28 protein-coding genes are annotated in these 23,444 nt (G+C 37.1%); 8 read left to right on the forward strand and 20 right to left on the reverse strand.

Features of this window, described 5'->3' with window-relative positions; all coding sequences use genetic code 11:
* Positions 1-136: 136 nt before the first annotated feature.
* From C1726_RS04620 to C1726_RS04670, 11 genes are all read right to left on the reverse strand, one after another.
* On the reverse strand, positions 137-2,062 hold the full coding sequence (locus C1726_RS04620) for an FtsX-like permease family protein (RefSeq protein ID WP_102272093.1): 1,926 nt from the start codon (positions 2,060-2,062) through the stop codon (positions 137-139).
* Positions 2,063-2,818, reverse strand: a complete 756-nt coding sequence (locus tag C1726_RS04625; RefSeq protein WP_102272094.1) for an ABC transporter ATP-binding protein — start codon at positions 2,816-2,818, stop codon at positions 2,063-2,065.
* A gap of 222 nt (positions 2,819-3,040) precedes the next feature.
* Complete coding sequence (locus C1726_RS04630) at positions 3,041-4,090, reverse strand: DUF418 domain-containing protein (protein ID WP_102272095.1); 1,050 nt, start codon at positions 4,088-4,090, stop codon at positions 3,041-3,043.
* 250 nt (positions 4,091-4,340) lie between these two features.
* On the reverse strand, positions 4,341-4,832 hold the full coding sequence (locus C1726_RS04635) for a DUF2798 domain-containing protein (RefSeq protein ID WP_102272364.1): 492 nt from the start codon (positions 4,830-4,832) through the stop codon (positions 4,341-4,343).
* Positions 4,833-5,036: 204 nt separating this feature from the next.
* Positions 5,037-5,657, reverse strand: a complete 621-nt coding sequence (locus C1726_RS04640) for an alpha/beta hydrolase (RefSeq protein WP_102272096.1) — start codon at positions 5,655-5,657, stop codon at positions 5,037-5,039.
* A gap of 316 nt (positions 5,658-5,973) precedes the next feature.
* The gene (locus C1726_RS04645) at positions 5,974-6,243 is read right to left on the reverse strand and encodes a hypothetical protein (protein ID WP_102272097.1); all 270 of its coding nucleotides are present in this window, start codon (positions 6,241-6,243) and stop codon (positions 5,974-5,976) included.
* A gap of 3 nt (positions 6,244-6,246) precedes the next feature.
* Positions 6,247-6,636, reverse strand: a complete 390-nt coding sequence (locus C1726_RS04650) for an SHOCT-like domain-containing protein (RefSeq protein WP_102272098.1) — start codon at positions 6,634-6,636, stop codon at positions 6,247-6,249.
* Positions 6,636-7,007, reverse strand: coding sequence for a DUF2089 domain-containing protein (locus tag C1726_RS04655; RefSeq protein WP_102272099.1), 372 nt, complete (start codon positions 7,005-7,007; stop codon positions 6,636-6,638). Before C1726_RS04655 ends, C1726_RS04650 begins: the two co-directional genes overlap by 1 nt.
* A gap of 405 nt (positions 7,008-7,412) precedes the next feature.
* Positions 7,413-7,982 (reverse strand): dihydrofolate reductase family protein, encoded by a 570-nt coding sequence (locus tag C1726_RS04660; protein WP_102272100.1) that lies wholly within the window; start codon positions 7,980-7,982, stop codon positions 7,413-7,415.
* Positions 7,983-8,116: 134 nt separating this feature from the next.
* Complete coding sequence (locus C1726_RS04665; RefSeq protein ID WP_102272101.1) at positions 8,117-8,539, reverse strand: hypothetical protein; 423 nt, start codon at positions 8,537-8,539, stop codon at positions 8,117-8,119.
* A gap of 144 nt (positions 8,540-8,683) precedes the next feature.
* Positions 8,684-9,148, reverse strand: a complete 465-nt coding sequence (locus C1726_RS04670; protein WP_180968095.1) for a DinB family protein — start codon at positions 9,146-9,148, stop codon at positions 8,684-8,686.
* A 306-nt stretch (positions 9,149-9,454) separates the two neighbouring features.
* Here C1726_RS04670 and C1726_RS04675 point away from each other — a divergent pair, with 306 nt between their 5' ends.
* From C1726_RS04675 to C1726_RS04695, 6 genes are all read left to right on the forward strand, one after another.
* Entirely contained in the window at positions 9,455-9,889 is a 435-nt protein-coding gene (locus C1726_RS04675) for an NUDIX hydrolase (RefSeq protein ID WP_102272103.1), read from the forward strand.
* 39 nt (positions 9,890-9,928) lie between these two features.
* The gene (locus C1726_RS26075) at positions 9,929-10,081 is read left to right on the forward strand and encodes a hypothetical protein (protein WP_180968096.1); all 153 of its coding nucleotides are present in this window, start codon (positions 9,929-9,931) and stop codon (positions 10,079-10,081) included.
* Positions 10,082-10,234: 153 nt separating this feature from the next.
* Positions 10,235-11,005 (forward strand): isocitrate lyase/PEP mutase family protein, encoded by a 771-nt coding sequence (locus C1726_RS04680; protein ID WP_102272104.1) that lies wholly within the window; start codon positions 10,235-10,237, stop codon positions 11,003-11,005.
* A gap of 175 nt (positions 11,006-11,180) precedes the next feature.
* Positions 11,181-11,735 carry an alpha/beta hydrolase gene (locus C1726_RS04685; RefSeq protein ID WP_102272105.1) on the forward strand — a complete coding sequence of 185 codons (555 nt, stop codon included), beginning with the start codon at positions 11,181-11,183 and terminating at the stop codon, positions 11,733-11,735.
* A gap of 106 nt (positions 11,736-11,841) precedes the next feature.
* A complete protein-coding gene (locus C1726_RS04690) occupies positions 11,842-12,189 on the forward strand; it encodes a cell division protein FtsK (RefSeq protein ID WP_102272106.1) in 348 nt (115 codons plus the stop codon).
* 153 nt (positions 12,190-12,342) lie between these two features.
* Positions 12,343-12,534, forward strand: coding sequence for a hypothetical protein (locus C1726_RS04695; RefSeq protein ID WP_102272107.1), 192 nt, complete (start codon positions 12,343-12,345; stop codon positions 12,532-12,534).
* Positions 12,535-12,863: 329 nt separating this feature from the next.
* Here the strand turns inward: C1726_RS04695 and C1726_RS04700 are convergent, their stop codons facing one another.
* Both C1726_RS04700 and C1726_RS26080 read right to left on the reverse strand, forming a co-directional pair.
* The gene (locus C1726_RS04700) at positions 12,864-13,340 is read right to left on the reverse strand and encodes a hypothetical protein (RefSeq protein WP_102272108.1); all 477 of its coding nucleotides are present in this window, start codon (positions 13,338-13,340) and stop codon (positions 12,864-12,866) included.
* A gap of 92 nt (positions 13,341-13,432) precedes the next feature.
* Entirely contained in the window at positions 13,433-13,600 is a 168-nt protein-coding gene (locus C1726_RS26080) for a hypothetical protein (protein ID WP_180968097.1), read from the reverse strand.
* A 202-nt stretch (positions 13,601-13,802) separates the two neighbouring features.
* Here C1726_RS26080 and C1726_RS04705 point away from each other — a divergent pair, with 202 nt between their 5' ends.
* Entirely contained in the window at positions 13,803-14,174 is a 372-nt protein-coding gene (locus C1726_RS04705) for a VOC family protein (RefSeq protein ID WP_102272109.1), read from the forward strand.
* Positions 14,175-14,954: 780 nt separating this feature from the next.
* On the opposite strand, the gene C1726_RS04710 is transcribed toward C1726_RS04705, so the two are convergent.
* The 3 genes from C1726_RS04710 to C1726_RS04720 form a co-directional block, all read right to left on the reverse strand.
* Entirely contained in the window at positions 14,955-15,389 is a 435-nt protein-coding gene (locus tag C1726_RS04710; RefSeq protein WP_102272110.1) for an NUDIX hydrolase, read from the reverse strand.
* A 259-nt stretch (positions 15,390-15,648) separates the two neighbouring features.
* Entirely contained in the window at positions 15,649-16,707 is a 1,059-nt protein-coding gene (locus tag C1726_RS04715; protein ID WP_102272111.1) for an ABC transporter permease, read from the reverse strand.
* A gap of 6 nt (positions 16,708-16,713) precedes the next feature.
* Positions 16,714-18,213 carry a sugar ABC transporter ATP-binding protein gene (locus C1726_RS04720; protein WP_102272365.1) on the reverse strand — a complete coding sequence of 500 codons (1,500 nt, stop codon included), beginning with the start codon at positions 18,211-18,213 and terminating at the stop codon, positions 16,714-16,716.
* Positions 18,214-18,664: 451 nt separating this feature from the next.
* On the opposite strand from C1726_RS04720, the gene C1726_RS04725 reads away from it, so the two are divergent.
* Positions 18,665-19,114 (forward strand): hypothetical protein, encoded by a 450-nt coding sequence (locus C1726_RS04725; protein WP_102272112.1) that lies wholly within the window; start codon positions 18,665-18,667, stop codon positions 19,112-19,114.
* Positions 19,115-19,216: 102 nt separating this feature from the next.
* Here C1726_RS04725 and C1726_RS04730 read toward each other — a convergent pair whose 3' ends face one another.
* The 4 genes from C1726_RS04730 to C1726_RS04745 form a co-directional block, all read right to left on the reverse strand.
* Positions 19,217-20,176 (reverse strand): ABC transporter substrate-binding protein, encoded by a 960-nt coding sequence (locus tag C1726_RS04730; protein ID WP_102272113.1) that lies wholly within the window; start codon positions 20,174-20,176, stop codon positions 19,217-19,219.
* A gap of 145 nt (positions 20,177-20,321) precedes the next feature.
* A complete protein-coding gene (locus C1726_RS04735) occupies positions 20,322-21,314 on the reverse strand; it encodes a Gfo/Idh/MocA family protein (protein ID WP_102272114.1) in 993 nt (330 codons plus the stop codon).
* 10 nt (positions 21,315-21,324) lie between these two features.
* Positions 21,325-22,131 carry a sugar phosphate isomerase/epimerase family protein gene (locus C1726_RS04740; RefSeq protein ID WP_102272115.1) on the reverse strand — a complete coding sequence of 269 codons (807 nt, stop codon included), beginning with the start codon at positions 22,129-22,131 and terminating at the stop codon, positions 21,325-21,327.
* A gap of 295 nt (positions 22,132-22,426) precedes the next feature.
* The gene (locus C1726_RS04745; RefSeq protein WP_102272116.1) at positions 22,427-23,434 is read right to left on the reverse strand and encodes a Gfo/Idh/MocA family protein; all 1,008 of its coding nucleotides are present in this window, start codon (positions 23,432-23,434) and stop codon (positions 22,427-22,429) included.
* Positions 23,435-23,444 lie beyond the last annotated feature (10 nt).

A 23,444-nucleotide genomic window follows, 5' to 3' on the forward strand; every position in this document is an offset into this window, starting at 1 on the left:
CGGAGCATAGCTCCTGTGGGATCTCACCTGTCCCACTCCTCTGTGCAGGAGTCTCGCACCTTCCTCTCCAATCAACTAGGCTTTTTGGTAAACGGTAAATTTTTCTAAAACAACAATCTTTTAGAAAACAGCATTTCTATTTGATAATAATTTTGTAGTAGTTCCTTACAGTTAAGAAGTAATAGGCAATGTAAATACAAGCATAAATGCCTATACAGATGATGACAGGCGTCATTAAATTCGATTGCATTAATTTAGATAACGCGGTCAATGCCACAATAGAGTGGGCAATACCAGCTAGTAATGGCAAGGCGAAAATAAATAAAATCTGTTTTGAAATGGATTTTTTTACTTCCTTCTTATTCACACCAATTTTGTATAAGATCACATAACGGTCTTTATCCATGGTTGCTTCTGTCAGCTGTTTAAAGTAAATAATGCTTCCTGTTGCTGCCAGGAATACCAATCCTAAAAAGCCGCCAATAAAAATGAGTAATCCAGTTGTCTCCATTCCCCGTGCATAATCGGAATAAAAGCTTGAGAAACTTGCTTCCTCCGGCAACAAGGTTTGGACCTCTTTTGTTACTATTTTTGCATCCTCTTCATTTTTCAGTTTGTAAGCTTCCATGTTGACAAGGTCTGTTCCATTTGCAAGCTTAGAAAATAACTCATCACTAATAACTATCGTAATACCCGCTGTTTGGAGATTGAGGACATTATATTTCTTCAATTCTTTAAAAGTAATATTCTCGCTGTGGTCATTTACTTTTAGCGAAATCGTTCCTCCAACATACTTCGGTGAGAAATCTTTGGAATAGCCGGCTTCTAGAGCGGCTGCTTCATTTCCTTTTAATGATAGGGATTCCTCTCTATTTTGTGATTTAGCTAATTGATTAAACGTTTTATTGCTGATAATGCTGTATTCCATTTCATCTGAATAAAACTTGCTATGAAGATTTGTGATATCGGCATCAAGCATCAATGTCGGGACGGTCATGTGATAGACAATTTTATGTTCTTTGTCCTTTAATACCCGTTCTTTGATCTGTTTAGTTACATTTTCGTCTTTTGCTATAAACATCAGGCTATTCGGATTTGCTAGTTCAGCATTACTTCTGTTGTTATAGTAAAAGCTGTAGGCCGCTCCTACCGCTGTTAATGTCGTTGCACTTAGAACAGCAATAATGGTTAGTGTTCGTGCATTTCCCTTTATTCGGTAGAGAAGCTGGGATATGCTGATTAAATTGATTCCATTCCAAAAATGAGGTTTATTTTTTCGTAATAGCTTTAATAAATAAACCGTTAATGTACTAAATAATAAATACGTACCAAGAATGACTGTAACTAAGATCACAAGCGGGGTTATCAAAAAACCTATTTTTCTCCACACTTCTGATTCAAGAATATTTTGCAGTGCAAGCCAGTAGCCAAATCCAAGTAACAGAACGGAGATCAACGCTGTGATGACAGAAGCCTTAGGTTCTTTTTCCCCTTCCTGCTCGGCTTTAAATAACTCAATTAACTTAAAGCGATAAATTAAGCGATAGCCGTGGATCGAAGTAATCGCCGTCAATAGCGTGAATACGATAATGGTATTTACGATTGCTTGCGGGGAAATAGCAAAGTTTCCAAGCGCATCATACCCCATGACCTTCATCAAAATGGTGACAAAAAACTTTGACAATATGGAACCAAGGATGATCCCTATTAATAGAGAGATAATCCCCATGAGAAAGTTTTCATAGAATAACATCCGGCCGATTTGCTTTTTGCGAACGCCAAGTAAAGAATAGAGTCCGACTTCTTTTTTGCGTTTCTTTGTAAAAAAAGAATTGGAATACCAGATAAATACAGCTACAAAAATCATGAGCACAACGGATGCACCATTAAAGACCGAGCTAATTTTGGTAGACGAATCAGTTGTTTCCTGTATAGCTCGATCATATTTTAAAGAAACAAAGGTAAAGTAAATAACAATACTGAAAATCATTGAGCCGATATATAAAAAATAATTCGTAAAGTTTTTTCGAATATTTTTTCTGGCAATGCTAAATAACGTCATTTAATGCCCACCCCCAAGTGAAGCAAGGACATCTAGTATTTTTTGGAAGAATTCCTGACGTGAATTCTGTAATTTTTGAATTTCTGCATAGATTCCGCCATCTTTAATAAATAAAATCCGCTTACAGAAGCTTGCTGCGAACGCATCATGAGTGACCATCATAATCGTTGAATGATTCTGCTCATTAAGTGATGTTAAGCTTTCTAGTAAATCAGCAGCGGATTTTGAATCCAAGGCTCCTGTAGGCTCGTCCGCCAATATAAGGCTCGGCTTTGTCACCATCGCCCTTGAAGCAGCTGTTCTTTGCTTCTGTCCCCCAGAGATATGATACGGATATTTATCAAGTATTCCTTGAATCCCAAACGTATCGGCGATTTCCTTGACACGGTTTTCTATTTCTTTTGCCGGCACTTTTGATAATGCCAGTGGCAGCAAGATGTTTTCCTTAACCGTTAACGTATCAAGCAGATTATAATCTTGAAAAATAAAGCCGAGGTTATTGCGGCGAAAATCTGATAATTGTTCTTCCTTCATCGTGACAATATTTTGATCGGCAATCATAATTTCTCCCGAAGTCGGCGTATCAATGGTCGATAATATATTGAGTAATGTCGATTTACCAGCACCCGATGGTCCCATGATGCCGATAAATTCTCCTTCTTTTATTTCCAAATCAATATCTTCCAATGCCTTATATTGATTTCCTTTCGTCCCGTATACTTTTTGAACGTTTTTTGCACGTAAGATCGTTTTCATTGAAAAGTCCTCCTTTAATGACTACCTTTCAGATTATATGGGTCCAACCTTACATCGTTTTAATCTAAACCTTACATTAACCTTAAAAATTGTGTTTCGAGCTAAACCTTTAAATGACAAAAGCCCAATAATGCTGTTATATCAGCATTATTGGGCTTTTTGGTTTAGAGAAAATTCAATTTGAAGCAGACTTTTAAGACAGTCCCATCGGATATACAATCTTTATTTCCCGTTGGAAGCTGTTCTTCTGCCATACGTCATAAATCGCCATACCTTTTCTAATGGCCCCATCTTGAAGAACTTAAACCAAATGACGCTATAAATCATTTGAATCGCAAAAATGATAACGGAAATGATGACAATGTTGATCGGCGAAACGACTTCAAGACCCATTAGCGAAATGATAGCCAGTCCAATAAAGCTTTGTGCCCAATAATTCGTAAACGCCATTTGACCAACACGGGCAATCGGCTGCAGCAGTTTTGCGATATGTTTGTTTTCTAAGATTAGAAATAAAGTTGATAAGTACAAATAAGTTGCCGGTATTTGACCTAAACCGATGATTGTTTGCATATGTTCATAATCTCTATTTGGTGTGAACCAAATCCAAATAGAGAAGCCAATAAAGAATAGCAGTGTGACTAGTTGGATCCATTTTATTCGATTAGACAACTCACTTATTCTTCTAATCCAATTCGCTTTGGCTGCTAGAAACCCTGTTAAAAACATGATGAAGATTGCAATAGCATCATTTCCAAGAAAATCGGCAATGATTGAGATTATTCCAATATCAAAAGCAAAAACCTTCGATAAAAGCAATGCTATATAGACGATTATAATTCCTCCGAGCCACTTGCTAATGGTTGTAACCTTTAACCGGTAAAAAGGAATCAGGAGAAAACCGATGAAAGCATATACCGCTAAAATCGAACCCCAAAAAAAGAATAAATGAATAATACCTATTAATAGGAGAGCTAATAAACGTCTTGCAAAACGCCAAAGCGGCTTATCCCCGCGACTTTCAGCACGTGAGACGAAAATAAAAAACCCTGCCCCGAATAGAAAAGAAAAAATAGAAAAGAATTTTTTCTCGACAAAAATTTCGATTAGCTTATCAATGATTGCGTTCATGCCATGATAATTTGGCAGCTGTACGCCATCGGTCAGGATTTTATAAGCCCCGACATTAATAAACAAAATTCCAAACAAAGCAAAACCGCGGATAATATCTAAGGAAATGATTCTTTCCTTTTGTTTAATGGATGGATTCATACTTTCTTACTCCCTTTAACAGTAATGTTGATAAACCAAAGTATAAATACCCAACCTTAAACGATTGTAATCTAAACCTTACATTAACCTTAAAAATAGAGGACTCTTCCAAAAATCAGTCACTATCGTCAATATCTGCAAATGAAAAACCCCAGGAATATTGTTATATCAACATTCTTGGGGCTTGGAAAAATTCACACTTAAGCTGATGCAATTTATGAAGTTATTTCTTGGGAAAATGTGATGATTATTAATTATTCATTTGTATATTTCTTTTATTGGATTTAATATACTTTGAAAATATAAAACGCACAAATGGTCCCATAATAATGATTTGCAAAGGCAGAGCCATTATTAAGTTCTTACCAAAAACTGCAAAATAATCTGCAACCACTGAGTTTGAGGCAAAACCATAATGAATATAAGTGGAGACTAATCCGTAAATAGACATAAAAAACGCCATTCCTAAAACCATGCATATGGATATCGCTAGGACTGTATAAATTTTCTTATTTGTATTTACAGTTAATTTCAATGCTATTTTTTTAGCATTAGGTCCTACTATTAACATATCAAGTATAAAGGCAATGATAAACCCAATAAAAAAATCGGATATTCCTTCTATAAAAGTTATCTTACCTATCATTCCATTTAGGTAAAAATTATAGAAAGTCATAATTAATACCATCCCAAAACACATGATTAAACCAAATTGTAAACTTTCCTTCTTAGTTGTCGGCAATTTCATCATCCCTTCTATTTACTACCTTTAGTATTATAGGGATAGTAAGAACATCTTCGTAAGTGAACATTTTGTGAACATTTCTTGAAAGAAGATATTGAATGCCGCCAATAAATTTCTTTAAAAATGGAGCAATTTGTACATATATGTCTTTATTCTAAAAGGATTTGGACTGGGTGTGCGGCAGAATTGCGCTCGTTCGTTTTAAAACGCATTAATATCAGAAATTACACTTTTTAATAGTTCAATAGATTTTATTGGTTCTTTATCTAGCTCTAAATTGTGATTTCCACCGTCAACCACTTTTAATATGAGATTTTGATTGCTTTTCAATTTTTCAAAGCGTTCTTCAATAAAACAAAAATGATCATTTTCTCCAAAAATACAAATTCCTTTATGATTACTGTGAACCATTGCATTAAATACGCCATCATTTTGCAGTAATGGAGTCAGCCATACTACTTTTGCATCTTTTAACATTGGATTATCTAGCAGATCACTCAAAGCTTTTGTTCCAATTGATTTCGCCACAACATAATAATTACTGTATTCCTTGTCCTTGATTGCATTGTCGATTGCAAGCTGTACATCTCTTGCAAAATCTCTTTCATTAAGTACAGACATTTCTTGCCGGCTAAATAGATAGTTAACGTGTAATACATCAAAACCTTTATTGTAAAATAAACCTGTTGTAAAGTGTAACAATGGAGCTTGTGTTGTGTAACCAGCTCCAGGTAAAACAATAGCTAAGTTATTTGTGTCTTCTTTTTGTTCAATCAATCTAGTAGGGATATTTTTAGAACCTGTACTATCATTATTGTTCACTATTTTTTCACTCCCTAAAGCTTTATAATTGTTCTCTATTCTTCACTATAAACCAATATTCCTTTTTTAGGAAAATGCCCTTTAGCTTATATTTCCAGCACACTCCGGTCATTCATTAAATGGTCCTTAAATAAAAATGAGCACTTATCCTTATTTAAGGAAAGCGCTCGGTTGCTGAAAATCGTTTAATCAAATAACATTTTATAGGAACTTCAATTAACGTCCGTGTTGAAGTTGCTTTATCAACTGGTTGACAAATTTTTAATTGGTATAGTGGACCAGCTGTTTCCATTAAAATGCTTTTTAGAAGTTTTATTTAAAGCTTTATTTTTACCTCTGTTCCATCCTTTAATTTCGTTTCAACAAGGATCAATCCACTGTTCTTAGAAAATCCCTGCAGCAATGGCTTCAAGTCTTTTCTATCAATTTCAGGGAAGATGAATTTGCTGCCATCCTTTTCAATGGCTTTATTAATTAAGCGATTCAGCCTTTTTGATGTAATAATCACACTGCCCAAATGTAAAACCGCATAGGGAACAGGTATGAAGAATCGTTTATCCTTTACTTTCACTTTGACTTTTAACATAAGCTACTCAATTACCACGAAAACTTTATCCCCATTGGAGGAAGTAATGTCAACAATCTGTCCGTCCAATTCGTTTTCAATGGCTTCGATGAGCAGGTCAATGTTAATATCTTTTACATATTTTTCTGCCTCAGGTATTTTTTCAGCAATATTTGTGCCTACTTTTAAAACAGCCTTCACCAGATTAATCGGTAGATTCACATTTACATTATCGCCATCTTCAGATTTGACACGTATCTTTAACATTTTACTTCCATATGGAACTTCTTTTTTTATTGTTACTCGCTCTGGCTGATCTTTTCCTTGTAAGATTGTAATTAATTCACTCGCTTTTTCCTTATCAATCTTTCCTTCCTCCACCAGCGTTAAGACTCTCGAGATTTCGTCCTTCATTATTCTTCCCCCTCTTTTAATAACTGAATGGCTTTCTCTGCCGTAATTTCGCCTTTTTCTAATAACGATACAATTTTTTTCTTATCTACTTCCGGTTTCTTTTGAGTGGAAAATCCCAGTGCAGAGATAATTTCATCTAATTTTCCTCTGACAGTCGGATAGGAAATTCCGAGCTCCTTCTCGACCTCTTTGATATTTCCGCGGCATTTAAGAAAAATCTCAATAAAATGCAGCTGTTCCTGACCGAGAGCTGCCAGTTTTGAAACTTCAAATTCATTTTCAACTGTTGTCTGGCAATGGGTACACTGTAGCTTTGTAATTTTAAGCGCTTTGCTGCAAACAGGACAATTAGTGAGTAAAGGATACGCCATACTGTTCTCCTTTCTTTTATATAAACATATCATACACCATATTTTTCTATTTTCAAACATTAATTTAAATTTATTTATAAAAATTTATAATTTTATTAAATAATTTAATTTCAATATTAAATAAGTTAATCGTCGATTGTTTGAGTTAAAGTAAAAAAACAGACTCATTGGAGAGTCTGTCTAGTTGCCGAGTAAGAGATAAGAGCCTGTTCTTCGGTTAAATGGTCTTTTAAGATATCAAGTAAGCTACTCTTGATCACTTTTTAATATATCAAAAACTGCACCAAAATCGAACCAAATTCTTAAGGTTTCAGTTGATCCATCCTGAGAGTTAGTCTCCCCCGGTAATTGTTCATCTCACATCTAATTACGAACATAAAAGTTTTTACGCAAAAACAGATCATATTATTCCTCATTTAAATGATAAATTAGCTGCACAACACCAGAGGAGAATGTTCTTGTATGAACCAATTTTAAATTGATCCTCTCATTTATATCAACAAACAGCGGCTTTCCTTCTCCCAAAACAACAGGGTGAACGGATAATCTAAATTCATTCACAAGCCCTAAATGGATGAAAGTTGTAATTAGACTGGCTCCACCATATAGCCAGATGTCTTTACCAGGCTTATTCTTTATTTTATTTACTTCCTCAATAATATGATCATTTATGAAGATAGCTTTATGATCAGTCCCTTTTTGTGTCCTGGAAAACACATATTTCTCTTTACTATGAACCAGCTTCCACATTTCCTTATCTGAATCAGAATCTTCATTTTTAGGAATATATTGTCCCCACAAGTCATAGCTTTTTCTGCCATAAAAAATCGTATCAATTTGATTCAAGAAATTAATGAAATCCATATCAGGGTCCATAATGCACCAATCAATTTCTCCATTTTTCCCTTCAATAAAACCATCTAAAGTAACTGCTAAATCCAAAATTATTTTTCTTGGTCTAATAGGATTGGACATCCTTCTTCCTCCCTTTAATCATTTAAAAAGTAGTTTCTTCCGCTAATTTTTTATATTTTCATTATTAAAAAGGCATACCTACTTATTAGATATGCACTCACCGGATTGAAAATTAGTTTGTAACTCTCTTCAATTTATTTTAATGATTTATTTTCTATATCCATCTGTTTCATTACCTCATAAAAAGAGATAATATTGTCTTCTTCCCCATTAATGAGTCTCTTATAGACTTTATCAATTGGAAAAATTCTGTTCACGCCAAAATTAAGATGAATGATCTCACCATCCCCAAATACATCCTCTTTCACCCAGCATAAATCTAAATGAATATGCATTTTTATCAATTGACCTAAATAGCTTCCCCATATAAAAGACATTGAATAAATTTGGCTTTCAGCAGGCTTACTGACTTTTAAATCATTAGAATAATAATCTAATATTTCTTCTAAGTCCGCTATATTATTTTCTGTATAGTTAAAGACTTTATCGAATGATTTGGCATATTCAACCGCTTGGCTGCTGCTGTTTTGCACCATTTCCTCAATTTTCTCTTTCATCGTTTCCCCCTGTAAAATCTTAGCACTATATAAATAATTCAATTCATCTTTTTAAGATTCCTTCTTGTGGAAACCAACTTATTTATTTATGGTACATTCTTTGAACTTTCAAAACTAAAACGATCAGCAGTCAGCTAACAAGGATCACCAAGAAGGCGGAGGCCATTCTTCAATTAATTGCCGAATTAGTGCGATCTGTCCGGTATGATAACTGTTGTGTGCCATAAGAGTGGCTAAAATCTCCCCCCGGGTCCTTTGCAATCTAACGTCTTTTAGTTCATTTAGATCTTTTTTTGCTTCGCTGTCAGCTTCCTTTAACCCCTTACTGAATTGAAGAAGTGTGTCACTCCATTCGGTTTCATTTGACGGACCTGCTTCATCTGGCCATGAGTCTGCATCATGCTCTGGATGTTCAGGCACCTTGCCCTTTAAGTAGGTAAGATAAAAATCTTGCCAGAAAATCATATGGTTAAGAACCTGCCACACTGAATAGGGACAGTTAGCAGGTGTATCCCCAGCTTTCTCCCACCGTAAACCCTCAAATACCTCCAAAGGATCAACATGAGCATTTACCCCATGTAACCCGTTTTCGAAGAAATATGATGACATACGCATTCCCCCACCTTTACAAAAATGAACAAACCTTTTTCTTCCAACAAAATGAGTAAGTCTTTCGGTCTTCCCGCTGTTTATCGTATTTTTGTACATTTTACACCCAATAAAAAAGTTTGAATATTCAGCACTTTATATTATAACAGATATACAACAATCTGAGTTAAATAGTCAGACATACTTTTTTTAATCATTTTATTACTTTTCAAGCGACTTTATTGTAAATTACTATATTGATACTTAAAAAATTATCAGCACTGAAGCAAAATATTTATTAAAACCATATAAAGGGAGGAGCTTTACATGTTTTATGTTAATGTGGAAGGAGCCGTTTATAAAGAAAATAAGTGGCTGATTATTGAAAGAAGTATGAAAGAAGGACATGCAGGTGGTCTTCTTTCCTTCGTGGGAGGTACAGTTGAAAACGAGGGGAACTCTACCGATATTTTAGAAAGAACGTTAAGACGAGAATTATTTGAAGAGGTTGGAGTGAAGGTAAAAGAAAAGATGGAATATGTAAGAAATACCTCTTTCAAATTAGACGATAGCAGTGAAGTCATTGATATTGTTTACCTATGTGAGTTGGAAGAGGGTGAGCCGTTTCCGAAGAGTCCGGAAGAAGTGGCTGCTGTCTATTGGATGACAACGGATGAAATCGTTCATCATCCCAAGACGCCCATTTGGTTAATGGATAGTATAAAGGAAGCCGAGAAACTCCTTAAAAATAAATCTTTCTAAAAATCTTGGCCGGTTCGTACAGCATTGGGGGGAACATTTTTGAAGTCGTTCATTAAGAAAAACAAGAAAACGGTATTGTTTTCAATCATTATTCTCTTATTCATCGCTGGTTTGCTTGATATTAAATATGAAGGATTATTCTTTCAGCTCTTACCAGCATCGATTCAGTCCTATTTAACTGATATATTATAATCAGTTGTGTCAAACAGCAGTAAGAACAGTGAAGCAGAAGATGGCTTCACTGTTTTTTTTGTCTAAAATATTGACCATAAGAGCAAGAATGAGGGCGAAATGGAGAGCGAATACTTGTTAGAATGTGATCATTACCAATTAGGAGGAATGAAAATGAACAAGATTCAAACTTTCAATGAACTGCACTCTTCTGAGGAAATTTTATTTCTTGGAAACGCTTGGGATCTGCTCTCTGCCTTAACGCTTGAAAAAGCAGGCTTCAAAGCAATTGGTACGACCAGCTGGGGAATTGCGAACTCACTGGGATATGCGGATGGAGAATTAATCGATTTTGATAGACATTTAGAGATCATTAAAAATATCGCACAGAATGTGAAGGTTCCAGTTTCAGCTGATATTGAAGCAGGTTATGGAGAAGATTCCCAAACAATTGTTGATCATGTTTTAAGAACGGCAGATGCAGGCGCTGCAGGAATTAATATTGAAGATTCATTAAAAAAACAAAATGGATTGAAAGAGTTATCTGTGCACAGTGACCTTTTAAGCAGGATTAGGACGGCATTAGAAAATCATGGGTATAAGGATTTTTATATAAACGCCAGAACCGATACATACTTACAAAAGCAAAGTCCTCTGCTGGAGACGATTGAAAGAGCAAACGCATATGTTGAAAGTGGTGCGAGCGGGATTTTTGTTCCTGGTTTAATGGCGGATGATGAGATTAAAGAAATCACAATGAATGTGAATGCTCCTCTAAATGTCATGTCTTTGCCTGGACTAACAAATGGCAGCAAGCTTAAGGAACTGGGTGTGAGACGTTTTAGTTTTGGAAATGCCCTATCTGATAAAATCATTGCTTATTTAGAAAGGAATGCTGTCAAATTAGTAGAGGCGATGGATACCGCTCATTTGTATGAGAACTAATCTAGCAGAATTCTGCAGCAAAAGACCAAAGAGTGCGTTAATCCAAGCAGGATTAACGTCTTTTTCGTTGAAGTTATGAACGAACAAAACACCTTAACAGATACACAAAAATTTTTTATCGAATCGGGCCAGCTTGCTGAAGGCAGCGTTAAAAGATTAGAAAGGAGTGACTAAGATGAAAAGGACTGTTTTATTTATACATAGTGCTGGTCCACAAGGCCAGGATCTAGGAAGCAGCAAACTGTCAGCGTATGTAGAAAAAGAACTTAGGGATACCTATCAATTTATTTTCCCAAAAATGCCTGCACCAGAAAATCCAAAATATGCCCCCTGGAAGAATCAGCTTGAAAAAGAATTAAAAAAGCTTAACGGAGAGGTCATTTTAGTTGGTCATTCATTAGGCGGTTCTGTCTTATTAAAGTACCTTTCTGAAGAATCATGTAGCCTGCCTATCAGTGGTCTATTTATCATCGCCTCACCATACTGGGGATTTGATGAAGATTGGCAATTAAAGGATTTCTTTTTGCAAAAAAATTTTGAGGAACATCTCCCAAAAATCCCTAATTTATTCCTTTACCATAGTCGTGACGAAGAGATCGTTCCTTTTTCACACCATAAAATGTATGCAGAAAAACTTCCACAAGCAGCCATACGGGAACTTGAAGGAAAGGAACATTTATTTCTGAATGGATTACCTATTCTAGTGAATGATTTACGTTCTGGCTGCTAAACAAGCTGAGAAAGTTGATGGGTATATATGGTAAAATAATACAAGCACAAGCCTATTGGTTAATATCAGAAAATAAATTTTAGGATTTGGAAAGCAGGCTCAACTTATGAAGGTATTTAAAAGATTCATCGAGTTTCTCAATAAATTGAAGGACATAGACCTTTTAGGTTATAGAAATGAGGGATTATCCGATAAAGATAAAGAATATATAGACAGTCTCCCCACTCAAAATCCTTATGGAATTATCGGATTAATCATTGGTGCAATTGCATTTGCATTTGGACCAAAATATGGTTTTATTCCTGTAATTACTCTTATCTTTTGCATCGTAACGATGTTTACATTTGATAAGGAAAAAGAAGATAATCCTTGGCCGTTTTATATAGGAATCATACTCTCTTTCATAGGATTATATATGTTCATTAAGGGCGAAGCTCATCATTTAATCCTCTAATATTGCCACAAGCTAAAATCTATTTTGATTGGTATATCCCGATTTTTCCGTTGTACGAAGGCAGCCATTTAATTGAAATAGGAAAATAATTTGAATAAATCCCTAAATTTTACACAACATACAGTTATATATACAAAAAGGAGATTATTATATATGTGGAATTCTCGAAAAAGCCGTATAGCAGAGGTACTTATTATTGTAGTAATTGGTGCCCTTGTTTCGGTAGTAAACACATTATGGTTAAGAGAAGATCTGCTCAAAAAAATACAATTAATCGCAAAAAGTACGGAGTCAAATATTGTTAATTCAAAGGTAACGGACATTAGTACAAGAATGAACCCTTAACGTATTTATTGAGTGAACAGATATTATCCATTGTTGATTTTTGCGTAGTTATGAAAATGAATAGGCGGAGAATTTCCGGCTATTGTATAAAAAGGGAGCAGAAGTAGCAGAAATAAGCGGAGATATTCCGCTTAACTGCTCTAAATAAGACAAAATCCAACGATTTTGATACTTTAAACGGAAAATCTCCCCTTTTTCTTAAGGAAATATCGGTATTTCCCCATTTAAACGGAATTTTTCCGTTTATTTTTCAAACACAGTTATAACAGAGTCATCTTAAGAAGATAAAGGACATGGCATATTCAATATGTCATGTCCTTTAAAAATGTTTATCCCCTCACGCCAAACGGGTTTCTTTTTTCCACCCAGTATTGCACGCCGTACAATAAAAAGGCTTTATAGTATAGATACAAGAAGAATTGAAAATTATTTAATTTATTTAGGCCTACTATTTTTATCTTTTTAAAAAGATTGATAAAAAGAAATGCAAACAATCCATCCGCAATGGCATTAAGCACGAGAAACTTTTTAAAATTTCCATACGATAGCTTAAGCAGCCACATCGAAAGAGGCATATAGGGACCAATACTAAAAGGAAGCTCATTCGTTAAAAACGATTTTCTTTTATCGTAAAAAATCCACCATTTACGTTTCTGCCCAAACTTATGATTGATAATCTCAAATATGATGATTACGAACCCTGCTATAGAAAAGCGTTTCATATTACGTTTTCCTAAAAATAGCACTGAAAGCCAAGGAATCACAATCATACATATATTAAATACGAAATGCCTTTTCGAAATCATAACTGATGTCACCTTAACCCTCTGATTCAACTCATCTTTATTAAAATATCCAAAAGAATCATTCCTATTCAGTAATCAGATCTTTTTTTCTTCTACTTATCTTTATCCTGATTCACTTTTAATATCTGTTTCAATGTAGTATGAATATTTGTAAGTGCGATTAAAATAGCACCTAACATGACAAACGTAACTATTTCCCTTGTAAAAAAGGAAACAATGCCAAGCACGATAAAATAGAAAGTGTATAAACTGTTTTTCATGTCACATCCCCTTTCTTCGCAAACTATTTCTTGGAATATCTTTATATGGCTGGCTAATTAAATATGGATACACGTTCATGATGATAGATTGATACAGGCTTCACTTCAGCAAATGGGAATTATTGTGAATTGACCTTTATTCAATTATACTTGATATAGACATTGGTTCAATTTTTTTATAAACAAAAAAAGGTGGTAGACGATGAAACTTGGTGCATTTTCTGTAAGTTTAACTGTAAAGGATATTCATATTTCAAAAGCATTCTACGAAAACCTAGGCTTTCAAGAGTTTGGGGGCAATATAGACCAAAATTGGCTTATTATGAAAAATGAAAACTGCATCATCGGTCTATTCCAAGGAATGTTTGATAAAAACATCCTGACTTTTAATCCTGGATGGAACGAAAATGCCGAAAATCTTGAATCATTTACAGACATTCGCGACCTGCAAAAGCAGCTTAAAGAAAAAGGAATAAAAATACTTAATGAAGCAGACGAATCAAGCGAAGGACCTGCACACTTTACGATTGAAGATCCGGATGGCAATCAAATTCTTGTGGATCAGCATAGATAAAAATGAGATTTAGCAAATAAATATGGGGTTTTGCAAATAAGCTGGGAGATTTGCAAATATAAACGATATTTTGCAAATAGGCAGACGGAGTTGCAAATATAAATGATATTTTGCAAATAGGCAGTCGGAGTTGCAAATATAAATGATATTTTGCAAATAGGCAGGCAGATTTGCAAATATAAACGATATTTTGCAAATAGGCAGACGGAGTTGCATATATAAATGATATTTTGCAAATAGGCAGGCAGATTTGCAAATATAAATGATATTTTGCAAATATGCTGGCAGATTTGCAAATATAAATGATATTTTGCAATTAGGCAGACGGAGTTGCAAATATAAATGATATTTTGCAATTAGGCAGACAGATTTGCAAATATAAATGATATTTTGCAAATATACAGGCAGATTTGCAAATATAAATGATATTTTGCAAATAGGTAGACGGGAGTTGCATATATAAATGATATTTTGCAATTAGGCAGACAGATTTGCAAATAAAATAGTGCCTTTCCCACTTCTAAGATCTTGGATTTAAGCTGGGGAGGCACTGCAACAAAATAAGATCATGGAGCAGATGAAACCTTCTTTATGTCTGCAGATGCAAATCAGGCGAAATGATGGAAAATCTCAGAATTGAAGAAAAAGATACAATTGGGCCTAATGCAGATGGCAATCAAGCTGTTCTATTCCTTAAAGTAGAATAGGCAAATCCAGAACGTTATATTATGGCAGAATAAGAAAGAATGGATATACCTATATCGTTTTGAGAGGTTGATCCTACGTACTGAGAGAATTTTCATCCGAAAATAACCTTTCTTTCACATTGTTTACCTGCTCTATCATATGACCAATATTTCCTTCTCCACCATATAAGGACAGATCAAAAAAGTTATTATTTAAATCAGACCAATACAGAATATTTTCATCACCAGAAACCGCTACTTCTCGCTTTAATCTACCAACATATACTTCAACGTAGCAATCCTGAAGATAGTATTTAAAATCCATTAAATGATGAAGGATTATATCTTCTTTGGAAATGCTGGTTTCTTCAAGAAGTTCTCGATAAGCAGCATCTATACCTGATTCTCCTCTTTCAATTTTTCCGCCGACTAAATTACTTAAACCCTTATATGGGTTCTTCAATCTCTCACACATTAACAACATATCCATATCTTTGTTATAAACCATTAACACATTATACCCTTGCATTTCATCACTCCTAGTTAAACTGCTATGAATCTCGTAACAATTATTTCAAATATTGACCATTCTCACAATACGTTAATTCCACTCTTTTCCTTAATAAAACACATTCCCCATATTGAGAAATAAACTTACTTATTCGATTGTCATTTATTGATTTTCTTAGCTATTTCCTTATAAAAAAGAAACCTTGAGAGGCAATTTAGCCAATCAAGGTAAAATATACAAAGAATGAAATTCAATAACTAATCAAAGACAGACTTGCTCACGAAGTCTTCTCCTTCTTCTGCAATAGCACGGCGGCAATAACGATCACGCCTTTAAAGGCTTCGCGTAAGAATGGCGGTACTCCAAATAGATTTAAGAGATTGTTCATCACCGCAATGATCAGCATGCCATAGACTGTGCCAAGGATAAAGCCCCTTCCGCCCATCATATTGGTTCCGCCGACTACAGCTGCTGCAATGGCGTCCATTTCCATGCCTCTGCCTGCATTTGAGAAATCCATGGAGCCAATTCTGGACACTTGAATGATTGCTGCAATCGAGACAAGGAGCCCCATGAGCGCATAGACACGCAGCTTTACCTTTTCGACATGGATGCCAGAAAGCTTAGCCGCCCGTTCATTTGATCCAACCGCTATAATCTGTCTGCCAAACGTCGTTCGTTTCGAAACATAGTAAAGGATGAAAGCAATGATGGCCCAATAAATGATTGGCATAATCATAAAGCTGCCAATTTTAAAGCTCGCAATCTGTAGAAATTCTGTCGGCACCTTCGGATTATAGCCTTGCATAAAATGCTGTGTCACACTTCGAAAAATCATCATCGCTCCTAGAGTGGCAATGAATGGCGGCACCTTTCCTTTTGTAATCGATACGCCAATTAAAGAGCCTAGTAAATAGCCGAAAAGCAAAACAACGAGAATTGTAATCGCAAAGGCAGGAACACCTGTGATCCCCATTGCGAGTAAGAACCCTTTTGTTCCCGTATCAAGGAGCATCATGGACAAGGCACCTGTGACAACAAGGGTAGAGCCGACAGCTAAATCAATCCCGCCTGTCATAATCACGAAAGTCATCCCTAAGGCAACGATGGCAGTTGCGGCGTTATTTCGCAGGATGTTGATCCAGTTGTTGATCCATGCCTGAAACCAGCTGCCAAAGGAATCATAATCAAATCCTAACACGAGCGTCTGCAGGATAATCATGATGATGAGTGCAATCGCAATGCTAAAAAGCGGGTCACTAGACCACTTGTATTTAAACCATTGAAAAAAGCTGCGCTTATTTTTTATCGCGGCATGATCCAGACTAGGCTTCATTCCGATTTATCCCTCCTTTGCATTAGTCAGCTGACCGCCGGTAGCAAGACGCATAATCGAATGCTCGTTCATCTCTTCGTTAGCCACTTCCCCTTGAATGACACCATGATACATAACAAGTGCCCGGTCACAAAGACGTATAATTTCATTGGCTTCACTAGAAAGCACAACGATGGCGATATTTTCTTCCGCAAGCTTCAAGATCATGTCATATATATCTTCCTTCGCCCCGACATCCACCCCTTGCGTAGGATTGTCCAAGATTAATAGTTTCGGCTTCGCCGCAAGCCATTTAGCCAGGATCACCTTTTGCTGATTTCCGCCTGAAAGGCTCGTAATGCTGTCCGTCAGCTCCCCCATCTTTATTCTTAGTGCTTTGCGCTGCTCTTCAAAAACCTCTTCATGCTTCTTTCTATTGATCGTGCCATTTTTTGAAAAGTGCGGCCATGTAACGATGGAGGCATTCTCAATTATATCCATATCTTTAATAATGGCATTTTCCTTGCGGTTCCTAGGCAGATACGCAATGCCCTCTTTAATTGCCTGTTGGGTACTCGCCACTTTCACTTCTTTATCATTCAGATAGATTTTTCCAGATGAGATCCTTTCCGCGCCGAAAATAGATTGAAAGAGCTCACTCCGTCCATCACCAAGAAGGCCCGTAAAGCCAACAATCTCCCCTTCCTTAATCGAAAAGCTAATGTTTCTGAAGAAAGGGCGATTCGAAAGTTCTTCCACACGCAAAATCTCTTGGCCTATTTTTTTCTCTCTGTTTAACGGTTCGGTCCTAACGTCATGACCCACCATAAAACGGGCAAGATCATTTGTATTGACTTCATGAACATTTCCTTCAGCCACAAGGCTTCCGTCTCGGAGTACAAGATAGCGATTGCAAACATGCATCACTTCATTCAATTTATGAGAGATAAAGATGATCCCGACATCATGCTCGCTTAATGTTTTCATCATTTTAAAGACCCGTTCAATCTCTTGATCTGTTAATGACGTCGTAGGCTCATCCATAATAATGAACGAGGCGTTCGTCATCATGGCCCTGCAGATTTCAACGATTTGTTTGTAGGAAGCATCTAGCTCCCGGACCATCATTGCAGGATCGAGATTTACATTCATTTGTTTAAAAATCTTATCTGTTTCTTGCTGCATTCTTTCTGTATCAAGACTCCCTCTTTTTGTTTTCAGTTCTCTTCCTAAAAACATATTTTCGTAAATGGGCAAGTCGTTAATCAAGTTTAATTCCTGATGGATGAAGGCGATTCCGGCTTCCTGTGATTGTTTCGGGGTATGGAATGCAGCTTCCTTTCCATTGACAAAAATTGCGCCTGAATCCATTTGATGGACGCCGCCGAGAATGTTCATTAATGTTGATTTGCCTGCGCCGTTTTCGCCTAGCAATGCGCAGATTTCACCGCCTTTTAGCGTAAAAGAAACATCCTTAATGACATCATTGCTTCCAAAAGACTTCTTGATATTTCGCATGTCAATCATAGAATCACATCCGGATAGATTTGTAGAAAGGCTGCTTTCTGCAATCATTTAACATTATTTGTAGAGGTTGATCTTCACTCCAGGTTGCTCGCTTTCCGCGGGGTGGCGGTGAGCCTTCTCGACGCGCAGCGCCTCCGGGGGGTCACCTGTCCCACTACTCCCGCTAAAGTCTCGCACCTTCCGCTACGATCAACCGAGATTTTTTGCCATTGGTATGTTATCTCTAAAATAACAATTAATTAGAAACATGGTTTGAAAATTATGCTCAATGCTAAATCCAGAATAATGAAACATTTCCAATATACTTTCGTATTAAATAGAAACGAATGAAAAGGGGGCGACATTTCTGAAGAAAATTATTACTTTATCTGCATTTGTTTCATTCTTACTTGTCGGCTGTCAGTTTAATGAAGACGGAACTCTCGATACTTCTAAATTAAAGGAGATAGAGATGAATGATGTGACAGAAACACAAAAGGAAAGGATGCCAATCACTTATCAAGCACCTTCTGTTAAAGAAGGACTTTCTGCCCTACCATTCAAAATGGCATTGCCGGACATTCTGCCTTTTAACGCTCAGCCTTTTCAACCGCCTACTATTCAAGATATGTCTCGTGATGGCAAGCAATTGATGGCTGAATTTAAAACTGCCTCAAAAAGCAACGCTGGTAAATCAATTATTTTAATGATTACTGCTATTAATAGGGATGCAGACTCTGATCGTTCTAATTCAGAAGAGGTTAAATTAAGCCGTGATGTAATTGCTTTTTATACAAATAAAACCCTTTCCTTCCATCTTGATGGAATCTCTTACACGGTCACTTATATGAATGATGACATTCCTAAAGAACAACACAAAAATGAAATCATCGATATGGCCAAACAAATGATTGACCAATGAAATACCTAAGCACCTTTTCTTTGCCTCTCCTTACAAAAGAGAGGCTATAGCAGTTGCCATACCCCCTCTTTGATCGTTATTGCTTTTCTATGAAATGAAGACTTAATATGGGGAATTTTCGTCTAGGAATTCTTCGTAATTGTCTCTATCTACGATTGTTGTCGGGATGATTGTTTCCTTTTCTACGTCTTCTCCTTTTAATACTTTAAGGGCGACGTCTACAGCATCCTTGACCATTGCTGGGCTGTATAGGGCAGACTGAATCCAAATGTCTTGATTTTCAGGCATCATATTAAAATACTCCTGCATGCCGCCTCCCCCTGTGACGACTTTAATATCCGTTCTTCCGGCTTCTTTGATCGCTTGCAGAACACCGATAGACGTTTCATCGTCCATTGAGTAGACGGCATCGATTTTATCAAGGCTTGTTAAAATATCTGCGAAATCCTTTAAGCCATCCTCACGCGTAAACTGGGTGGCATACGTGTGAAGCTCCATGTTAGGGGCAATTTCTTTCATTGTGTCAGTAAAGCCTTTTCCTCTAAGCTCTGAAACAGAGCCTGATGAAGGCACTTCAAGAATGACGACATTCCCCTCTGTCCCAACCTTGTCTACAATATATTTCGCCCCTTGGATTCCCATGTCTTCATTGTCTCCAGCTACACGGTATACCTCTTCTGAATCAATGACGATATCAAAATTAACAATCTTAATTCCTTCATCGATTGCTTTTTGAATCGGCACTTCCATTCCTTCCCACTGCGGGAAGGCGACAATCGCTTCTGCTCCCCAAGTCATGAGATCATCTAACTGTGTGGTCATTTCCTCGGCATTGCTGCTTGTTTGGATTTGATACTCCATTTCACTGTTAAGCTCTTTTGCACGTGCCTCTGCATGGTAGGCAACCGCTGCAACCCATCCATGTGTAACAGCAGGTGCAAGAATCCCAACCTTATACTTCTTCTCTCCTGAATCCCCTTCTGAATCTGTCCCGCCGCCTTCATTTGTTTTTTCTGTGTTACATGCACTTAAAACTGGAATCAGGCACAACACAAGCAGCATAAAGAGATAGAAAGTCTTTTTTATTCCATTAACCCCCTTAGTTTGAAAATCTTGTAATCTATGACAGGATGAATACCAATAAACAGCGGGACCGTTTACATTTGAGAGGAATGATTCCTGTGAATTGGATGTGATGAGATATGCGTTAGAGCCGAATTTTCTGTCCTGTTTCCAATGAGGCTTCAATCGCTTTCAGCAGCTTAAGCGTATAAAATACATCTTCTAGAGGAATCACATCGTTTTCTTGATTCGTTTCTAGGCATTGGACAAAATACGATAGTTCATTTTTGAAGGCATCCTCATCTACAATATCGATGGAAGATTTGGCCATTTCATTGTAGTAAACAAACTGCTGATGATTGATTTGCTCAATATTTTCACCAGCAGCCACACGATACTCCAATGTTCCTTGGACAGCCTGTGCTCGAAACGACATCGTAAACGGATAGCCGTTTGGCATTCGGTGAGAGGCTTCCACAAAGGCTTTGCTATTATTTTTAAAAAGAAGAGTCGTCATGATATGATCCCAAGCACCATATTTATTTTTCGTGCCTGCTGCATAAACGGATTCTGCTTCACCGAGCAGATATGAAATGAAATCGATATCATGAATATGGAGATCGAACAAAGCTCCACCGCTTTTTTCTGGATGCCGGAACCAATCACTCCATCCTGGAGTCTGACCTAGCCGCTGCCCATGAACGATTTCGATATCCTTTAATTGATCAGATTCGCTATAGGCCTTGATCCGCTTATATTCTGGCCAAAAGCGGAGCAGATGGCCGACAAATAATCTCACGCCATTTTCTTGAACTTCTTTAAAAATCCGGTTGGCAGATTCCAATGACAAGGTTAGCGGTTTTTCGCAGATGATATGCTTCCCTGCTCTTGCCGCCTTGATTATATATTCTTCATGCAAAAAGGTAGGTAAGCAAATATCAATGATATCGATATCCTCATGACGCAATAAATCATCATAGTCAGAAACAAAGGTACCATTATAAATACCGGTGATTTCCTTGTCCTCTACTTCACTACGCGTACAAATTGCAGCAACTCGACAATTTTCAAGTGATTGATAAGCTTTCAAATGCATTTTGCCGATAAATCCTAAACCAACGAGGCCAATGTTTTTCATATCGTCCTCCTTACTCTAGCAGTCTTGAAAGATAGTCGTACGACCTTTTTACTGCTTCGTTCACTTCTTCTAGATTGGATGGACCTGCTGGGGTAAATTCGATTTCTACACTAATTGGTCCCCTGTAATCTGCTTTCTTTAATATGCCAAAGACTTTGCGGAAATCTAATTCGCCGTCCCCTATTGCGGGAAAGTTCCATTCATTAAAAGGACCGCGTTTATCCTTTAGGTGGATAAATGCCACACAGTCAGCGGACTCTTCTAAATCCTCATATGGCAAGGTATTTCCGTAAAAAACTACATTTGCGGTATCATAATTTATTTTTACGCGATTGTTTAGTGAGGCAGCCAGTTTCTTCAATGAAAGCCCCGTCGCATAGTTATTTCCATGTGTTTCTATTACAAGGGTTTTATTTAATTTCTCGCACTTTTGAATGACAGGTTCTAAATTTCGAGCAAGCACTCTTTCGTCCTCAATGATGTCGGAATCATGATGGGAATCGCCTGTGGCTGTAATGATATAGGGGCAATTAAATTCAACGGCCAAGTCGATGCTTTTTAATAAGTTATCAATTCCTTCTGTTCTCATGACGTTGCTATGGGCGCCAATTCCTGCGCATTGCATGTTATATTCGTGAAGCCATTCTTTGATTTCACGGAGCTGCTTGGGTGACATTTCTGGCAGGACATGAGCGGTATGGTCTTTGACTGCCGATAATTCAATTTGTGTGAATCCGGCTTGGCTTGCGCCCTTGACCGCTTCTTCCAGTGAAAAGCCGTGATATGTGTTGGAGTTGATTGCGAGCTGCTTTAGCATTCTCTCCCCTCCTGTCTGATTAGTGGGTGTCATTGATTTAAAAATATGAAATCCATTACATGTTTAGTATGAAAATTTGTTTTTATAGGTAAAAAGTTTGTGGGTAAAGGTTGATTTGCGCTCCAAGTGGCTCGCTTTCCTTGGAGTGGATGTTGAGCCTCCTCGGCGCACAGCGCCTGTGGGGTCTCAACTGTCCCACACTTCCCGCAGGAGTCTCGCCGCCTTCCGCTTCAATCAACTACTTTTTTTGTAGTTTCACAATAATTCTGCAGGAAATAGTTTTTAAAATCTGAGTCTACAAAGCTAGTATCTTATCAATTACCTTTAGACAAGCAAGTGCTTGCTTACTAGTGACTGGGGGTTCGCGGTCATGGATGATGCAATCAATGAAGGCATCAATGACGCCGGAGCTTGTTTGGTTGTCGTTTGTTTGGATTGGCTCTAATTCATATTTAATAACGGTGCCGTCTTTCTTTTCGATGATGAGCTGGGATTCGGGGTGTTGATAGATTTTGATTATTCCCTCCTGGCAATAGATTGTAGTTGAATTGTCTTCTGATCCATAGTAGGTCCACGAAAAGGAAGCTGTTCCTAGCCTGCCCTTTTTCGTTTTTAATGCGCAGACTACATTGTCGCAAACTTCGATTAGCTTTCCTGTTTCGTCCACCTTATCAAGTGACCCGTGAAAGGCATGCACTTCTTCGATCTCATCGTCCAATAAGTAATGGATTAAATCGATTTTATGAATGCCGAGATCGCCTGCTACACCCGAGTGGGAACGGTCTTTTTTGAAAAACCAGGTCGCATTCGATTTGTCTACTCCCCAGTTTTCTGGGCCTTGATGGCCAAACGAGGTTTTAAAGGTTAGCACCTCGCCTAGTTCCTTCTTTTCTAGAATTTCCTTTGCTTTTTGGTGTGCCTTTGTAAAGCGCTGGTTATGATCAATCATTAATTTCTTACCTGATTTGCTTTCGGCTTCAATTATTTCCTCGGCAAACTTTACGTTCATTGCTAAGGGCTTTTCACAGAGAACATGCTTGCCGCTTAACAGTGCATTTGAAGTATTAATATGATGCACTTCATTGGAGGAGCAATCACTGATCGCGGTAATCGCTGGATCATTGAATAGTTCTTCCACTGTTTTTACAGCTCGCCCGCCAAATTCCATCGCCATTTCCTTCGCTCTTTCCTCATTTCGGTCATAAAAAACCATTTCCTCTACATGAGGATTGGCTTTATACTCTGGTGCATGACGGAATTTAGCGATCGAACCGCAGCCGATGATTCCTACTTTTATTCCCAATGCCAAAAAC

The sequence above is a fragment of the Cytobacillus massiliigabonensis genome (assembly GCF_900199725.1).
Taxonomy (GTDB): domain Bacteria; phylum Bacillota; class Bacilli; order Bacillales; family Cytobacillaceae; genus Cytobacillus; species Cytobacillus massiliigabonensis.

Bases quoted from the DNA above. Each gene is read 5' to 3' on its own strand.
- C1726_RS04670 (WP_180968095.1), bottom strand. From the start codon at position 9,148: ATGTCATCATATTTCTTCGAAAACGGGTTACATGGGGTAAATGCTCAT.
- C1726_RS04735 (WP_102272114.1), bottom strand. From the start codon at position 21,314: ATGAAAAACATTGGCCTCGTTGGTTTAGGATTTATCGGCAAAATGCAT.
- C1726_RS26080 (WP_180968097.1), bottom strand. From the start codon at position 13,600: ATGAAAAACAGTTTATACACTTTCTATTTTATCGTGCTTGGCATTGTT.
- C1726_RS04665 (WP_102272101.1), bottom strand. From the start codon at position 8,539: ATGAAAGAGAAAATTGAGGAAATGGTGCAAAACAGCAGCAGCCAAGCG.
- C1726_RS04655 (WP_102272099.1), bottom strand. From the start codon at position 7,007: ATGGCGTATCCTTTACTCACTAATTGTCCTGTTTGCAGCAAAGCGCTT.
- C1726_RS04690 (WP_102272106.1), top strand. From the start codon at position 11,842: ATGAAGGTATTTAAAAGATTCATCGAGTTTCTCAATAAATTGAAGGAC.
- C1726_RS04650 (WP_102272098.1), bottom strand. From the start codon at position 6,636: ATGAAGGACGAAATCTCGAGAGTCTTAACGCTGGTGGAGGAAGGAAAG.
- C1726_RS04685 (WP_102272105.1), top strand. From the start codon at position 11,181: ATGAAAAGGACTGTTTTATTTATACATAGTGCTGGTCCACAAGGCCAG.
- C1726_RS04620 (WP_102272093.1), bottom strand. From the start codon at position 2,062: ATGACGTTATTTAGCATTGCCAGAAAAAATATTCGAAAAAACTTTACG.
- C1726_RS04645 (WP_102272097.1), bottom strand. From the start codon at position 6,243: ATGTTAAAAGTCAAAGTGAAAGTAAAGGATAAACGATTCTTCATACCT.
- C1726_RS04730 (WP_102272113.1), bottom strand. From the start codon at position 20,176: ATGCTGCTTGTGTTGTGCCTGATTCCAGTTTTAAGTGCATGTAACACA.
- C1726_RS04720 (WP_102272365.1), bottom strand. From the start codon at position 18,213: ATGATTGACATGCGAAATATCAAGAAGTCTTTTGGAAGCAATGATGTC.
- C1726_RS04630 (WP_102272095.1), bottom strand. From the start codon at position 4,090: ATGAATCCATCCATTAAACAAAAGGAAAGAATCATTTCCTTAGATATT.
- C1726_RS04740 (WP_102272115.1), bottom strand. From the start codon at position 22,131: ATGCTAAAGCAGCTCGCAATCAACTCCAACACATATCACGGCTTTTCA.
- C1726_RS04695 (WP_102272107.1), top strand. From the start codon at position 12,343: ATGTGGAATTCTCGAAAAAGCCGTATAGCAGAGGTACTTATTATTGTA.
- C1726_RS04725 (WP_102272112.1), top strand. From the start codon at position 18,665: ATGAATGATGTGACAGAAACACAAAAGGAAAGGATGCCAATCACTTAT.
- C1726_RS04700 (WP_102272108.1), bottom strand. From the start codon at position 13,340: ATGATTTCGAAAAGGCATTTCGTATTTAATATATGTATGATTGTGATT.
- C1726_RS04710 (WP_102272110.1), bottom strand. From the start codon at position 15,389: ATGCAAGGGTATAATGTGTTAATGGTTTATAACAAAGATATGGATATG.
- C1726_RS04680 (WP_102272104.1), top strand. From the start codon at position 10,235: ATGAACAAGATTCAAACTTTCAATGAACTGCACTCTTCTGAGGAAATT.
- C1726_RS04705 (WP_102272109.1), top strand. From the start codon at position 13,803: ATGAAACTTGGTGCATTTTCTGTAAGTTTAACTGTAAAGGATATTCAT.
- C1726_RS04660 (WP_102272100.1), bottom strand. From the start codon at position 7,982: ATGTCCAATCCTATTAGACCAAGAAAAATAATTTTGGATTTAGCAGTT.
- C1726_RS04675 (WP_102272103.1), top strand. From the start codon at position 9,455: ATGTTTTATGTTAATGTGGAAGGAGCCGTTTATAAAGAAAATAAGTGG.
- C1726_RS04625 (WP_102272094.1), bottom strand. From the start codon at position 2,818: ATGAAAACGATCTTACGTGCAAAAAACGTTCAAAAAGTATACGGGACG.
- C1726_RS04715 (WP_102272111.1), bottom strand. From the start codon at position 16,707: ATGAAGCCTAGTCTGGATCATGCCGCGATAAAAAATAAGCGCAGCTTT.